Source organism: Novilysobacter viscosus, from assembly GCF_046600715.1.
Classification (GTDB): Bacteria; Pseudomonadota; Gammaproteobacteria; order Xanthomonadales; family Xanthomonadaceae; genus Lysobacter_C; species Lysobacter_C viscosus.
The window spans coordinates 688,438-703,773 of record NZ_JBJMAV010000001.1 but is presented as its reverse complement, the minus strand read 5'-3'; the positions used below and the strand labels follow the sequence as shown (position 1 = coordinate 703,773).

Below are 15,336 nucleotides of genomic sequence, written 5' to 3'. Positions count from 1 at the left end.
CGGTAACATGATGACAAGCCCGCACGGGCTGTCAAGCGGGACTTCGTGGATTTATTGTTAGTGGATCGTTAACCGGCTCAGTCGTTTAGCGGGCGCTTCTACAGCAACTCCACAGCCACGGCCGTGGCCTCGCCACCGCCGATGCACAGGCTGGCGACCCCGCGCTTGCCGCCGCGCTTGGCCAGGGCATTGAGCAGGGTGACCACCAGGCGCGCACCGCTGGCACCGATGGGATGGCCCAGTGCGACCGCGCCGCCGTGTACGTTGACCTTCTCGCGCGGGATGCCCAGGTCCTGGATCGGGGCCATGGCGACGCACGAGAACGCCTCGTTGATCTCGAACAGGTCCACGTCAGCGACCGTCCAGCCGGCCTTCTCCATCACCTTGGACAGCGCCTTGACCGGCGCGGTGGTGAACCACTCGGGCGCCTGGGCGTGGCTGGCATGGGCAACGATGCGCGCCAGCGGCTTGAGCCCGCGGCGGGCGGCCTCGTCGCTGGACATCAGGACCGTGGCGGCGGCGCCATCGGAAATCTTCGACGAGGACGCGGCGGTCAGCACGCCGTCCTTGCCGAATGCGGCCCGCAGGCCCGGGATCTTGGCGGTATCGATCCTGCCCGGTTCCTCGTCGGTGTCGACCACCACCTCGCCCTTGCGGGTCTTGACCGTTACCGGGACGATCTCATCGCCGAAGGTGCCGTCCGCCTGCGCCTGCTTGGCGCGGTTGACGCTGTCCTCGGAGTAGGCGTCCAGCGCGGCGCGGTCGAACTTGTAGGTGTCGCACGCCATGTCGCCGAACACGCCCATGGCCTTGCCGTCGTAGGGGTTGGTCAGGCCGTCGAAGGCCATGTGGTCGAGGAACTCGGCGCTGCCGTAGCGCACGCCGGTGCGCGAGCCGTTGAGCAGGTGCGGGGCGTTGGTCATCGACTCCATGCCACCGGCCACCACCACCGTGGCCGAGCCGGCCTTGATGGCGTCGTGCGCCAGCATGATCGCCTTCATGCCCGAGCCGCATACCTTGTTGATGGTGGTGCAGGCGGTGGAGTCGGGCAGCCCGGCCCCCAGCGCGGCCTGGCGGGCGGGCGCCTGGCCCAGGCCGGCCGGCAGCACGCAACCCATGATCACTTCGTCCACCTGGTCGGGCGCGACGCCGGCATGCTCGAGCGCACCGGTGATGGCCGCGGTGCCCAGGACCGGGGTGGCCACGCCGGTGAACTGGCCGAGGAAGGAACCGATGGCGGTGCGCTTGGCACCGACGATGACGACGTCGCTCATGGGGAACTCCTGGGTGTGCGGATCGGCCCGGGGCCGGAACCCCCCGATTATGCGACCGCATGCTGCAGTGCCGCAAACGGCAGCGCCTGCCGGCGCAACCATCCCCCCGTCGCTCCTGTAGGAGCGGCTTCAGCCGCGATCGGTGCCCGGGGAGAAGGACGCTCTTCTGTAGGAGCGACGTGAGTCGCGACCCGTGCGCTCCCCCGGAGTTGCGGATCGCGACTTACGTCGCTCCTACAAAGGGCCGGTCCGGGTCGTTCCTGCACAGGGCCGGTCCTGGCGGGCTTTCGCGGCTGAAGCTGCTCCTGCAAGAGCTGACCTTCGGCTGCCCGGCGGCGCGCATCGCCCGCAGCCTCTGTAGGAGCGGCTTCAGCCGCGATCGGTGCCCGGGAGAAGCGTGGTCTTCCGTAGGAGCGACGTAAGTCGCGACCCGTGCGCTCCCCCGGAGTTGCGGATCGCGACTTACGTCGCTCCTACAAAGGGCCGGTCCGGGTCGCTCCTACACACGGCGGGTTCCGGCGGGCTTTCGCGGCTGAAGCCGCTCCTGCAACCGCCGGGCTCAGGCGCGGTCTTCGAACAGCTCGCGGCCGATCAGCATGCGGCGGATTTCGTTGGTGCCCGCGCCGATGGCGTAGAGCTTGGCATCGCGCAGGATGCGGCCGGCGGGGTACTCGTTGATGTAGCCGTTGCCACCCAGGGTCTGGATCGCCTCCAGTCCCACCTGCACCGCCGCCCCGGAGGCGTGCAGCAGGCAGGAGGCGGCATCGACGCGGCTCTTGTGGCCGGCGTCGTAGTCGCGGCCGACCTGGTAGGCGAATGCACGGCTGGACTGCAGCGCCGTGTACATGTCGGCGATCTTCGCCTGCATGATCCCGAAGGTGCCGATCGCCGCGTCGAACTGCTTGCGCTCGCGCACGTAGGGCAGGGCGATGTCCATCGCCGCCTGCATCAGGCCCAGCGGGCCGCCGGTGAGCACCAGGCGCTCGGTGTTGAGGCCGCCCATCAGCACCTTGACCCCGCCGTTGACCTCGCCCAGCACGTTCCCGGCCGGGATCTCGCAGTCCTCGAACACCAATTCGCAGGTGTTGGAGCCACGCATGCCCAGCTTGTCCAGCTTCTGGGCGGTGCTGAAGCCCTTCATGCCCTTCTCGACGATGAAGGCGGTCATGCACTTGCTGCCCGCGTCCTTGCCGGCGGTGCGCATGTACACGATCAGCACGTCGGCCTCGGGGCCGTTGGTGATCCACATCTTGTTGCCGTTGGCGACCCACACGTCGCCCTTCTTTTCCGCGCGGCAGGCCATCGAGCCCACCACGTCCGAGCCCGCGCCCGGCTCGCTCATCGCCAGCGCACCCTTCCATTCGCCGGTGCAGAGTTTCGGCAGGTACTTCCGGCGCTGCGCGTCGTTGCCGTTGGCGTACAGGTTGGACACGCACAGGTTGGAGTGCGCGCCATAGCTCAGGCCGACCGACCCCGATGCGCGGGAGATCTCCTCCATCGCCACCAGGTGGGCCAGGTACCCCATCTCGCTGCCACCGTACTCGCCGGGCACCGTCAGTCCCAGCAGGCCCATTTCGCCCAGCTTGGGCCACAGCTCCTGCGGGAACGCGTTGTCGTGGTCGATCTGCGCGGCGCGCGGCGCGATCTCGGCTTCGGCAAAGCGGCGCACGGCCTCGCGCAGCGCGTCGATTTCGTCACCAAGGGGGAAGGGGCGCATGGGAACTCCTGCTGTACTCGGATTGGACGCCGGTGTAGCGGACGCCTGCATTTTCCTTCCCCTTCCAGGGAAGGCCGGAATGGGGACGGGTCGGCCGGGAAGACCGCCGCCGCACACCATCCCCCGCCATCCCTGTCTCGAAGGGGAAGGCTTCAAATCACCCAGACGACAACGGGGCGATCCGCCCCGTTGTCGTTCACCGCACCAGGTCGATCAGTGACCGCGGATGCGGCCCTGGAAACGCGGCTGGGCGCGTCCCAGCGGAAGCTTCAGCTTGCCGATCTTCTCGATGCGCTCCTCGGCCATGCGGTCGGCCGCCTTGTAGGTCGGGATGCCGTCGCGCTCGGCGATCTCGAAGATCCGCCCGAGGTTGTGGTAGATCGTCCGCATCATGCGCATCGCGCGCTCGCGGTTGTAGCCGTCGATCTCCAGCGACACGTTCATCACGCCGCCGGCGTTCACCGCGTAGTCGGGGGCATAGAGGATGCCGCGCTTCTGCACTTCGTCGCCGATGGCGTTGTTGGCCAGCTGGTTGTTGGCCGCGCCGCAGATGACCTTGGCCTTCAGGCGGGGCAGGGTCTGCTCGTTGACGGTGCCACCCAGCGCGCACGGCGAGTACACGTCGGCCGGTACGTCGTAGATCTCGTCCAGGCCCACGGCCTCGGCGCCGTACTCGGACACGGCCTTGTCGACCAGGCCCTGGTTGATGTCGGTGACGAAGATCTTCGCACCGCGGTCCTTGAGCAGCTTCACGAACTCCATGCCGACGTGGCCCAGGCCCTGCACGGCGTAGCTGTACTTGCCGACTTCCTCGTCGCCGTACTTCTTGTTGAGCGACGCCATCAGCCCCTGCAGGGTGCCGTAGGCGGTGAACGGCGACGGGTCGCCCGAACCGCCGTGGACCTGGTGCACGCCGGTGACGTACTCGGTCTCGCGGTAGACGAACTCCATGTCGTTGACGTCGATGCCCACGTCCTCGGCGGTGATGTAGCGCCCGCCCAGCGACTCCACGAACTGGCCGAAGGCACGGAACAGCGCCTCGGACTTGTCGGTCGCCGGGTCGCCGATGATCACCGCCTTGCCGCCGCCGATGTTCAGGCCGGCGACCGCGTTCTTGTAGGTCATGCCGCGGCTCAGGCGCAGCACGTCGTTGAGCGCCTCGGCCTCGGACTTGTACGGCCACATGCGCGTGCCGCCCAGGGCCGGGCCCAGCACGGTGTTGTGGATCGCGATGATGGCCTTCAGGCCCGCGTCCTTGTTGTGGCAGAACACGACCTGCTCGTGGCCGGTGGTGTCAAGGGTTTCGAAAATCATCGGGCGCTCCGCGTCGGCGTAGGAGGGCGCGTCGCGCTCTACGTCAACTGTGGTTGATAAGTCGTTGATTCAGAATGAAATTGCCTGCGAGTCCGGCCAAGGCCGCCCGTCGCAGGCGGCGTAGTTTAATGCAATCGGCGGATACGCCTGCGTATGTGATACCGGCCGCAGGCCGTGACGGCCGTCGCGGAACCGCGGCGCCCCGATGTGGCGCCCTGCACGTGACGCCCGGCTCGGAACATGCGGCCTCGGAACATGCGGCCTTGGAACGTGCGGCCTCAGAATGTCCGGTAGGCGTGCTCGCGCAGCCACAGCGTGGCCAGCCACTTCTCGCCGGCCCGAACCGGGCAGCCGGCGTGCAGCGAATCGGGGTCGGGCCGGCCCTCGGGTGTGTAGTTGTCGAACACCACCGCCCGTCCAGCCTCCGGGGCGATGCGCACGCCGGGCACCGGGAACTCGGTCTCCCCGCCCTCGGCCACCGCATTGAGGTACACACAGATGGTGCGTCGCCGGTTGCCCGCGCCGGGGCGGTCGGCCTGCACCACGCGGTCGGGCAGGTAGTCGCGGTGAGGGCGGTATTCCTGCCCGGGCAGGTAGCGCAGCACGATCAGGTGCTCGGCCTGCGCCAACTCCGACCGCGCCGCGCGGGCGATGCGCAACTGCACCACCCGCAACGCGAAATCCTCCAGCACCGGGTCGATCGGCGCATCGCTGCTGGTGCGCAACTGGCGTGCATCGGCCTGGCCGGTTTCCGGATCCACCACCCGCGACGGGCGCAGGTACGGCGTCGCGGTGGCCACCATCAGCCGGCACTCGTCGGCCGACAGCAGGTGGTCGACCTGCATCACCCGGGGTTGCTGGCTGTGCATGGTCCACGGCGCCGGTTGCAGCGCTTCCTCGAATGCGAGCGTCCCCGGCGCTACCGGCCCGGCGGCGCGCGGCGGCGCGGGCGGCGGCAGCGGGGCGGTGATGTCGGGCAGCCGCGGTACCCCGTGGCGCGCCAGCTGCAGCCACAGCCCGTTGGCTTCGGCCGGTTGCGCCATGCAACCTTCGCCGCGATGCAGGCGCTCGGCCAGCAGCAGGGCCGCCACCGGGTCGCCGCGGCCGGCGCCACGTTGCAGCAGCCGCATGCAGGTGGCCTGGTCGCCATCGTTGTGCTTGCGGCCGAAATGGATCGCCGCGGCGCGCAACGCGGGCGGGTAGTCGTGCTGCACGGCGGCCAGGATGCGGCCATTGATGCTGCCGTCGCGCGGCAGCAGGCGGTTGCCCAGCGCGATCAATGCAAGGTGGTAGCCGGCCACCGGGTTGCCCAGCCCTTCGGCACGCAGCAGCCATTCCACCGCCATCGACGGGTCGGGGTCGGTGCCCACGCCATGCAGCAGCATCCGCGCGTACTCGACCTGGGCATGGGCGTGGCCGGCCGCCGCGGCGCGGTGGTGGTGGACCGCCGCGTCCTCCACCCGGCCACGTGCGACCAGGGCGGTGGCCAGCCGGAACAGCGCATCGGGCACGCCGCCGGCGGCCTGGCTGCGAAGTGCGTCCAGTTCGGTGTCGTCGTCGTTGGCGGCCCCGCGGTTCATCGGCGGCAGCCTACCCGACCGCGGCGGCCTCCTGACAGCCACCGCCGCGGCCTTCCCCCGCTACCACTCCCCCAGCCACTCCTACGATCGGCCCGGCCGGCCGGTGTTCCCCCACGGCACACCGGCACGGCCTGGCCTCACGCTCCAATCCGGTTTGGAGCGGCGCCTTTACCAGCCCCGCACGGGGCGGCGGTACACCACGCGGTAGCCGGGTCGGTGGGTGCCGTACGCGGGTCGATACGGGTAGCCATGGCGGTGAACCGTCCGACGCGGCGGCTGGTAGCCGTAGCCGCCATAGCCGCCATAGCCGCCGTAGCTGCCGTAATGGGACGGTTGCAATCGCACGTAGTGGCCGGGGTGCCAGACCTCCCGGTAACCGGTCCACACCCACTGCCCCGGCACCCAGGCATAGCCCGGCCGATGATGGCCATGGCCATGGCCATGGTGCCGGTAACGGGGCGGGGCGGGGTGGCCGATGCTGATGCTCACGTACCCCTGCGCCTGGGCGTTGGGGGCGTGGAAGGTGGCAAGCGAGGCCAGGCCGATCAGGGCCAGCAACAACAAGGGGCGCAACAACAAGGGGCGCATGGCCATCGAGGGTTTCTCCATCCAGCACCGGCATGCGTTGCCGGCACAGGGGGAAACGCATCGCCTCACGTCGTGTTGACACGTCCCCGGCCGGCGTTAAGCCCCGTGCCAGCTAGCTGAAGGGCGCTTCAGGCAGCGCGCTACAATCCGGAAATTCCCGCATCCGTATTGAGCGCGCGCCATGAGCACCACCGCCGCATCGCTGCCCGGCAGCCAGTCCACCGTCGATTCCGAGCGCGCCACGCCGCTGCGCTTCGTCACCGCGGCCAGCCTGTTCGACGGCCACGACGCCGCCATCAACATCATGCGCCGGCTCATCCAGGCCCAGGGCGCGGAGGTCATCCACCTCGGCCACAACCGCTCGGTCGAGGACGTGGTCCGCGCCGCGCTGCAGGAGGACGCCGACGGCATCGCGCTGTCGTCCTACCAGGGCGGCCACGTGGAGTACCTCAAGTACATGGTGGACATGCTGCGCGAGCGCGACGCCGGCCACATCAAGGTCTTCGCCGGCGGCGGCGGCACCATCACCCCGGAAGAGATCAAGGAGCTGCAGGCCTACGGCGTGGAGCGCATCTACCACCCCAACGACGGCATGCACATGGGGCTGGTGGCGATGATCGAGGACGTCGTGCGCCGGGCCGGCGACGGCCGCGCCCAGCGCGAGGCCTCGGGCAAGGACGACGGCGTGGTCACCACCACCCAGCCGTCCATCGACGACGAGATCGCCATCGGCCGCGTCATGTCGGCCATCGAGGAGGGCGCCTTCGACGAGGCCCGCCTCTCGCACCTGCGCAAGCAGTGGCAGCTGGCCGGCGGCAAGACCCCGGTCATCGGCATCACCGGCACTGGCGGCGCGGGCAAGTCCTCGGTCACCGACGAGCTGCTCAACCGGTTCCTGGCGCACTTCCCGGACATGCGCATCGCGGTGATCTCCGTCGACCCCACCCGCCGCCGCACCGGTGGCGCGCTGCTGGGCGACCGCATCCGCATGAACTCGCTGCGCTCCAAGCGCGTGTACATGCGCTCCATGGCCACCCGCCGCCAGCACGCGGCCACCAACGCCGTGCTCAAGGACTCCATCGGCTTCCTCAAGGGCCTGGGCTATGACCTGGTGATCGTCGAGACCGCCGGCATCGGCCAGTCCGACTCGGAGATCGTCGACCTGGTCGACTTCCCGATGTACGTCATGACCAGCGATTTCGGCGCGCCCAGCCAGCTGGAAAAGATCGACATGCTCGATTTCGCCGAGCTCGTCGTGCTCAACAAGTTCGACAAGCGCGGCGCGGAAGACGCCCTGCGCGACATCCGCAAGCAGTGGAAGCGCAACCGGGTGAAGTTCGACCTCAAGGACGAGGACGTGCCGGTCTACCCGACCATCGCAAGCCAGTTCAACGACCCCGGCATCAGCTGGATGTTCGCCAACCTGTGCCGGTTGCTGCGCGAGAAAAACCGGGGTCAGAGTGCACTTTCCTCTGACGACGGGTCGGGTGGGGCGGATGCATCGGGGAAAGTGCACTCTGACCCCGGTTTTTGTTTTTCCCTCACCCCCGACATCGACACTTCCCTCAAGGAACCCCGCGCCACCGTCCTGATCGCCGGCCACCGCGTCCGGTATCTGGCCGAAATCGCCGAGCAGGGCCGCGGCATCAACCGCCAGATCGAGACCCAGGCCGAGACCGCCGACCGCGCCCAGTCCCTGTGGCAGGCCCTGGGCGAACTCGAAGACCCGCAGCTGCCCAAGCAGCTGGACCTGTACCAGGCCGACGCCCTGCAGGGCCCGTCGGCCACCAGCTCCCGCAACGCCCCCCCTGTAGGAGCGACGTCAGTCGCGAACGCGCAGCAAGACGGCACGGGTGGAGAGGTCGCGACTCACGTCGCTCCTACAACGGAGCGGGACTCGGCTCCCACGGCCGACCGCACCCTCATCACCCTGCGCCAGCGCTACAACGACGCCGTCCAGTCGCTCGACTCCGAGGCCCTCAAGCTGCTGCGCGAATGGCCGGCGCGCCTGAAGTCCATCACCGACGAGGTCACCGAGTACGAAGTCCGCGGCAAGGTGATCAAGGTCGAGAACTACCGCACCTCGCTCAGCCACCAGCAGATCCCCAAGATCGCAGCCCCCACCTACACCTCGTGGGGCGAGCTGCTGGTGTTCCTGCAGAAGGAAAACCTGCCCGGCTACTACCCCTACACCGGCGGCGTGTACCCGTACCGCCGCACCGGCGAGGACCCCATCCGCATGTTCGCGGGCGAGGGCACGCCCGAGCGCACCAACCGCCGCTTCCACTACCTGTCCGTCGGCCAGCCGGCCGCGCGCCTGTCCACCGCCTTCGACAGCGTCACCCTGTACGGCGAGGACCCGGCCCCGCGCCCCGACATCTACGGGAAGATCGGCAACTCCGGCGTCAACATCGCCACCCTCGACGACATGAAGAAGCTGTACTCCGGCTTCGACCTGTGCGCGCCCACCACCAGCGTGTCGATGACCATCAACGGCCCCGCGCCGATGATCCTGGCGATGTTCATGAACACCGCCATCGACCAGCAGGTGGAGAAGTACCTGCGCGAGGACCAGTCCCGCTGGGACGCGGCTCACGACAAGATCGAGAAGTTGTTTGAAGGAAAGCATCGCCCGCAGTACAGCGGCATGCTGCCCGAGACCAACGACGGCCTCGGCCTGGGTCTGCTGGGCGTCACCGGCGACCAGGTCGTCGATGCCGACACCTACGCGCGCATCAAGGCCGAGACGCTCAAGACCGTGCGCGGCACCGTGCAGGCCGACATCCTCAAGGAGGACCAGGCCCAGAACACCTGCATCTTCAGCACCGAGTTCGCGCTGCGGATGATGGGCGACATCCAGCAGTACTTCGTCGACAAGGGCGTGCGGAATTTCTATTCCGTGTCGATCTCCGGCTACCACATCGCCGAGGCCGGGGCGAACCCGATCAGCCAGCTCGCCTTCACGCTGTCCAACGGCTTCACCATCGTCGAGTACTACCTGGCGCGTGGCATGAAGATCGACGACTTCGCGCCCAACCTGTCGTTCTTCTTCTCCAACGGCATGGACCCGGAGTACACCGTCATCGGCCGCGTCGCCCGCCGCATCTGGGCCCGCGCCATGCGCGAGCGCTACGGCGCGTCCGCGCGCAGCCAGATGATGAAGTACCACATCCAGACCAGCGGCCGGTCCCTGCACGCGCAGGAGATCCAGTTCAACGACATCCGCACCACGCTGCAGGCCCTGTACGCGCTGTTCGACAACTGCAACAGCCTGCACACCAACGCCTACGACGAAGCCATCACCACGCCGACCGAAGAGTCCGTGCGCCGCGCCGTGGCCATCCAGATGATCATCAACAAGGAGCTGGGGCTGAACTTCTGCGAGAACCCCTGGCAGGGCAGCTTCATTGTCGACAAGCTCACCGACATCGTCGAGGAAGCCGTCTACAAGGAGTTCGAAGCCATCAGCGAGCGCGGCGGCGTGCTGGGCGCCATGGACACCATGTACCAGCGCGGCAAGATCCAGGAAGAGTCGCTCTACTACGAGCACAAGAAGCACGACGGCAGCCTGCCCCTGGTGGGCGTCAACACCTTCCTGCCCAAGGACCACGGCGGCGACATCGTCACCGAGATCGAACTGATCCGGTCGACGGAAGGGGAGAAGGGCCAGCAGATCGAGAACGTCCGCAACTTCCAGCAGCTGCGCAACACCGCCCCTGTAGGAGCGGCTTCAGCCGCGAACGAGGCCCCGGCCGACAGCGCAACCGCCAACGGCCAACGCCTCGCCTACCTCCAGAAAACCGCCCGCGAGCGCAGGAACGTGTTCGAATCGCTGATGGAAGCAGTGAAGACGCATTCGCTGGGGCAGATCAGCCATGCGTTGTATGAGGTGGGTGGGGAGTATCGGCGGAATATGTGATGGTTTCGGCTCCTGCAAATAATCTGAAGTCGCCATTGCGCTGGGCTGGCAGCAAGCGAAAGCTTTTGCCCATTTTGGAGAGAATGTGGAAGAGTTCCGATAATAAATATATCGAGGCCTTTGCGGGTTCAGCATGTCTCTTCTTTCACTTGCGACCTCAAGAGGCAGTGCTGAACGACGCCAATCGTGAACTTGTAGCTGCTTATGAGGTGTTGGCCAAGCACCCTTTGTTGCTTCATGAAACGCTTCAAGATATGGCGCCCTCCAGTGAAACATATTATCGAATTCGAAGTGCGGACATCAGTGGTATGGACAAATTCGAGGCTGCGACAAGGTTCTTCTATCTCAATCGTTACTGCTTCAATGGCATATACAGAACAAACAAGGATGGCGCGTTCAACGTACCTTACGCTTCTTATAAGACGGGGGGGGTTCCAGGGCGAGACCACTGGTGTAAGGCTTCAGACGCTTTGAATCGAGCGAAATTATTCAGTTTAGATTTCGAGCAGGTGGTGCTTGACAATGTCGGTGCTGGTGATTTCGTATATCTCGATCCGCCGTATGCCGTTTCAAACAGAAGGGTTTTTATCCAATATTCTGCGAATGAATTTGGGTTGGATGATCTGCGGCGACTGCGTTCTGTAATGGATTATGTCGATCGCGCGGGCGCAACTTTTGTCGTTTCTTATGCGTTAAGCAAAGAAACAGCAACGCTTACCCGAGGTTGGCACTCAATGAGGACGCTCGCTCAAAGAAACATCGCGGGATTCTCACATCATCGACGTAAAGCGGTAGAAGTACTAATAACGAACGATGCCGCGCGGTTAAGGCAAAGGAACCAGTAATGTCAAAACTTCTCGATCTGGAAGTCGCGAGTGTTCACGCCGATCCGAACAATCCCCGAGAGCGCTTCCCTCAAGAAGAGCTGGATCGGCTCGCGGAGTCGATTGATCAAGTAGGAATATTGGTCCCAGTCGTTGTCTATCCTGAGGGTGACGGATATAGATTGCTCGACGGCGAGCGCAGGTGGCGATGCGCTCAGACGTTGGGCTATGAAACGATTCCCGCCGTTATCGTGGATCCACCTGACGAGGCTGCTCGATTGCAGCAGATGTTCAATATCCACCTCGTAAGGGAGCATTGGCAGGATATTCCGACAGCTCACGCTCTGAAGAAGCTGATGGACGAGACGGGCGTAAGCAGTGCAACTCAGCTGTCTTCCATGACGGGTATATCTACTCAACAAGTTAGTAGATATCTATTCGCCCTGAACTTAACGGGTAGTGTGTGGGATGCGGTTGAATCAGGGGAGGTTCCTCTAAACTATTTCTATGAGGTGTATAAGTCAGTAGTTAGACCGCTGGAGTCTGATAGGCCCGTTCTATTCCAGAAGTTTGGCGCGGAGAAGATCCTCGAGAACTTTCTCTCGAAGAGGGAGAGTGGTGCGATATCTGACGTGGTCAGTGTTCGTGATGCAAAGTACATAATTAGAAAAGCGGCTGAGGATGACCCGGACGGAAGCGATCCTGGGCCGCTTGACGCGACTCTGGAAAAATTAATAACCGATAACGAGCTTTCGGTGAAGGATGCCTACGAAGAGTCAGTAATGATCTCGGTCGAGGCTGACAAGCTTGAGTCGCGAGCTGACAATCTTGTGGCCGCATTTACGAGGCTTCTCGATAAGGCGACAACTGATGAAGAAGCGCGGCCGATCAAGGACATTGCTCGGGGGTTAGTGCGGCAGCTGGAACACTTGATTTAACGCCGCTATGGAAAGCGAGGATCAGGAAGATTTTGGGTTCGAGCGAGATGGGCTTCTTGCCGCAATTGAGCGGAGCGATTTCTTTCTCGAGGAAGGATGGTCCAAGCCGACGAGAGCCTTGGACCTAGGTGGCGTTCGCTGGTCGCCTGACTATGTTAACGGGAGTGCCGCCCTTGCCATAGTTGTGGGAAACAAAGTTCCATCATTTCTCGAACGAAGACTTCGCGCTGCTAAAATTGCCGGCGCTCGTTTACTGTGTGTTGTGGACTGGACTGCGCTCAGTTCCCGTGAAGCTTTGCTGCTCCTATCCGAGGTGGGCGCAGAGGTAGCTCTAATTGACGATGCTCTCGCCATATCGCCACCCCTCCCATTGCTTAAGTTCCTTGGCGTCGAGGAATTTGCAGTTGATCCGGACGTTCGAAAGGAGCTGATTCGACACGGGATTGAAGCCTGTTTGTCTGCATCGACTAGCGATCTAAAGGGAAAGACACTTGAGTGGCTGCTTCATTTTATGTTCTCTCAAGTTCAAGATTTTAGAGTGCGGAGCTGTAATTATAAGACGGCTAGTGAGGAGTTGGATGTTGTAGTCCAATTGACGACGATTGATGGGCGAAGGTGTTGGGCTCATATGTCTGCTCCTTTTTTAGTTGTAGAAGCAAAGAATCGCTCAGACAAGGCCTCGCAAGAGGTAGTGAGCAAGCTAAATACAGTTATTTCCGTCAAGCGAGGCGCGTGTAAGATTGGAATAATCGTTTCTTTATCCGGATTCACGAGTGGTGCTAGCACTCAGGTGTTGAAGCTTGCGGCCAGCGACAGGATTTTCGTGCTGATTGATAAAAAGAAGCTCGAGAGATGGGGTTTTTCAGATGACTACGATGGAGTGTTAGACGATATCGTTTCTGAGGCTGTTCTCGATTAGGCAAGGACTCGGGCAGTCGACATTCCGAAGCCGAAAGGGGCAGGTTGGTTTTCCGATGTCTCAATTTAATCCGACTATTGCGCTGTCTGCCGTCTGTGATGGGCCACTCTTCGCCTATTCCGTCTATTGATAGTCGCAAATTGCGGGCGAGTTTCGTTCGGCTGCGTCGAAATGCGCGGGGTGACTGAGCTCCCCACGGCGCGAGCAACCCGTCCGTCTTGAACGTATGCAACGCTTCTTATACGGGCATGGCGCTTGAAAGGTAACTCGAGGCGATAGCAGGATCATACTCAAACGGCTGATCCTCGCGTTGGCTCTGCCAATAGATTTCAAGTTCTTCTGACATCTTTTGTTCAATCAGCCAGGATAATGGCAGGGGCTGTTTGACTCGGGTCAGCAGGTAGCCCAAGAGGTAGTAGTCAGCCGAGTCATAATGCATCCGTCTGCCAGAGGCATCGTCGCGACCCACGATGGACTCAAAAAACTCATCGACGAAAAGTTGGTGCTGATCGTATTGGTCGTCAATCTCTCCGACCTTCCGTGTCCACGCGCGATATGCGACGTGTGAAGTCAGACTTGAGAGTTGAAGAACCCGGGGCATTGCTTCACGGACGGCTTCCAGGTAATGCTGTCCGTCCGACGAGTCGGACGTAAAGCTTGCTGACAGCGGTAGGTGATAGCTGTGGAGTTCGCGAGCGAAACGTAGATCGCGCAGCAGATCCAAGGTGGATTCTTCGTATATTCTGTTCCGCACTAGCAGGCTGCGTATCTGCTTTGGTAGTGCGCTATGGCTAATGGATCTGGACAGACTGAGTTTAGTATGCGGGTTAATTAAAAGATTTGCGGAGAGTGCGCTGAATAACGCGTAATAAAGCGTGTAGGCAGTTAAGTTTCTGAAATTCATCTCATACAGCTTTTCCGCTTGCGTGAAGCATATTCCCGCAAGAAGTATTTTTTTTGCGGCGAGATAGCTGCGGCCCACCCAAATTACACTCGTCTTATAGTCGGCTTCTTTAAACGAGTGGCAGAAGTTTGCGTACAGGGCGTCAGTGTATTCCGCCAGATGGGGCCCATGTGAGCTTTTGGAAAGGGCTTCGAACCGACCATACTCTTCGTGGATGTTTTCAAGCACTGGCATTGCTGTCGCCTCGTGATTTATGGAGCCGCGTTTTGACATAAGCGAAGAACAGGAGTCGGGCGAGAAAAGAAAGTGGTCAGAGTCACCTTTTCAGATGGATCCGGCCGGGTCTGCTGACAAGAACGAGGGTCAGAGTGCAGATTCCGAGCATAGAAGAGTTGTGGCCCGCCCAAGCCCGAGCGATCTCTAGCTGTGGGGTGCGGCGAGCTGTCGTCGTAGGTAGATGCGACAGTAGCCCTAGCGCTCACGACTACCGAGGTCCCCATGTTCGAACGCGTCCTCGTCTTCTACGGCTCCTACCGCGCAGGCCGCATGGGCATCCGCCTGGCCGACTACTGCGTGCGCGCACTGCAGGCCAGAAACAGGGGTCAGAGTCGACTTTTCAGATCGACCCGGCCGGCGCTGTTGAGCGCCGAGGCCGCCCGATGCGCCGGGGCCCGACGGATCGCCCCAGTTGCTCTTCGATCATCGCGGTGAAGCGGTCGGTGCCCAGCGCCTGCTGGCGCTGCAACCGGTTGCGGATGGTCTCCAGTTCCTCGGGCGTAACCGCCTCGGCGACCCAGGCGCGGTAGGCCGACAGGCGGGCGGCTTCATCGCGGCCCAGCGCCAGATACTGCGGGTGGGGCGTGACCAGGGCGTCGCGTGTTCCCAATGCGTTGGCCCCGTAGCTGGACCACGCATGGTCGCCGGGGGCGGCCACCATCGCGGCGCGGACCGGGTTGAGCTCGATGTAGCGGTAACAGCGCAGCAGGTGCGCGTCGCTCTGCACGGGGCACGCCTTGTAGCGGCCTTCCCACAGGGTACCGGTGCGGCCGTAGCGGTCGTTTACGTAGCGCACGTAGCGTCGGCCCAGCGCCTGCATCATCGCGCCCATCTGGCCGCTGGCGCCCGGTGTCACCAGCAGGTGCACGTGGTTGGTCATCAATACGTAGGCATGGATGGCGCAGCCGGCGCGGGTGGCGGCGGTGCGCAGCTCGTCGAGGTAGCGCACGTGGTCGATGGGCTGGAAGAAGCACGGCCGGCGGTCGTTGCCGCGTTGAACCAGGTGCTGGGGGATGCCGGGCAGGTCGATGCGGGGGAGGCGGGGCATGGCGTCCGTGCGACAAGGCGGGCCGGCCATGGTGA

General features: G+C 63.6%; 11 protein-coding genes. 4 read left to right on the top strand and 7 right to left on the bottom strand.

Going from position 1 to position 15,336, the window contains the following annotated elements:
- Positions 1–98: 98 nt before the first annotated feature.
- From ACJQWL_RS03240 to ACJQWL_RS03220, 5 genes are all read right to left on the bottom strand, one after another.
- Positions 99–1,274: a thiolase family protein gene (locus tag ACJQWL_RS03240; protein ID WP_411300693.1), complete on the bottom strand. Its 1,176-nt coding sequence runs from the start codon at positions 1,272–1,274 to the stop codon at positions 99–101.
- Between the two features lie 559 nt (positions 1,275–1,833).
- Complete coding sequence (locus ACJQWL_RS03235; RefSeq protein ID WP_330969957.1) at positions 1,834–2,991, bottom strand: isovaleryl-CoA dehydrogenase; 1,158 nt, start codon at positions 2,989–2,991, stop codon at positions 1,834–1,836.
- Positions 2,992–3,204: 213 nt separating this feature from the next.
- Positions 3,205–4,305 (bottom strand): Glu/Leu/Phe/Val dehydrogenase dimerization domain-containing protein, encoded by a 1,101-nt coding sequence (locus ACJQWL_RS03230; RefSeq protein WP_330969956.1) that lies wholly within the window; start codon positions 4,303–4,305, stop codon positions 3,205–3,207.
- Positions 4,306–4,583: 278 nt separating this feature from the next.
- Entirely contained in the window at positions 4,584–5,885 is a 1,302-nt protein-coding gene (locus ACJQWL_RS03225; RefSeq protein ID WP_411300692.1) for a 2OG-Fe(II) oxygenase, read from the bottom strand.
- A 168-nt stretch (positions 5,886–6,053) separates the two neighbouring features.
- The gene (locus ACJQWL_RS03220) at positions 6,054–6,479 is read right to left on the bottom strand and encodes a hypothetical protein (protein WP_330967824.1); all 426 of its coding nucleotides are present in this window, start codon (positions 6,477–6,479) and stop codon (positions 6,054–6,056) included.
- Between the two features lie 175 nt (positions 6,480–6,654).
- Here ACJQWL_RS03220 and ACJQWL_RS03215 point away from each other — a divergent pair, with 175 nt between their 5' ends.
- From ACJQWL_RS03215 to ACJQWL_RS03200, 4 genes are read left to right on the top strand one after another with little or no spacing between them, the layout of a single operon-like run.
- Positions 6,655–10,392 carry a methylmalonyl-CoA mutase family protein gene (locus ACJQWL_RS03215; protein WP_330967823.1) on the top strand — a complete coding sequence of 1,246 codons (3,738 nt, stop codon included), beginning with the start codon at positions 6,655–6,657 and terminating at the stop codon, positions 10,390–10,392.
- Positions 10,392–11,237 carry a DNA adenine methylase gene (locus tag ACJQWL_RS03210; protein WP_330967822.1) on the top strand — a complete coding sequence of 282 codons (846 nt, stop codon included), beginning with the start codon at positions 10,392–10,394 and terminating at the stop codon, positions 11,235–11,237. Before ACJQWL_RS03215 ends, ACJQWL_RS03210 begins: the two co-directional genes overlap by 1 nt.
- The gene (locus ACJQWL_RS03205; protein ID WP_330967821.1) at positions 11,237–12,154 is read left to right on the top strand and encodes a ParB/RepB/Spo0J family partition protein; all 918 of its coding nucleotides are present in this window, start codon (positions 11,237–11,239) and stop codon (positions 12,152–12,154) included. Before ACJQWL_RS03210 ends, ACJQWL_RS03205 begins: the two co-directional genes overlap by 1 nt.
- 7 nt (positions 12,155–12,161) lie before the next feature.
- Entirely contained in the window at positions 12,162–13,073 is a 912-nt protein-coding gene (locus ACJQWL_RS03200; protein ID WP_330967820.1) for a restriction endonuclease, read from the top strand.
- Between the two features lie 238 nt (positions 13,074–13,311).
- On the opposite strand, the gene ACJQWL_RS03195 is transcribed toward ACJQWL_RS03200, so the two are convergent.
- Entirely contained in the window at positions 13,312–14,211 is a 900-nt protein-coding gene (locus ACJQWL_RS03195; RefSeq protein ID WP_411300691.1) for a hypothetical protein, read from the bottom strand.
- Between the two features lie 382 nt (positions 14,212–14,593).
- Complete coding sequence (locus ACJQWL_RS03190; RefSeq protein ID WP_330967818.1) at positions 14,594–15,301, bottom strand: transposase; 708 nt, start codon at positions 15,299–15,301, stop codon at positions 14,594–14,596.
- Positions 15,302–15,336 lie beyond the last annotated feature (35 nt).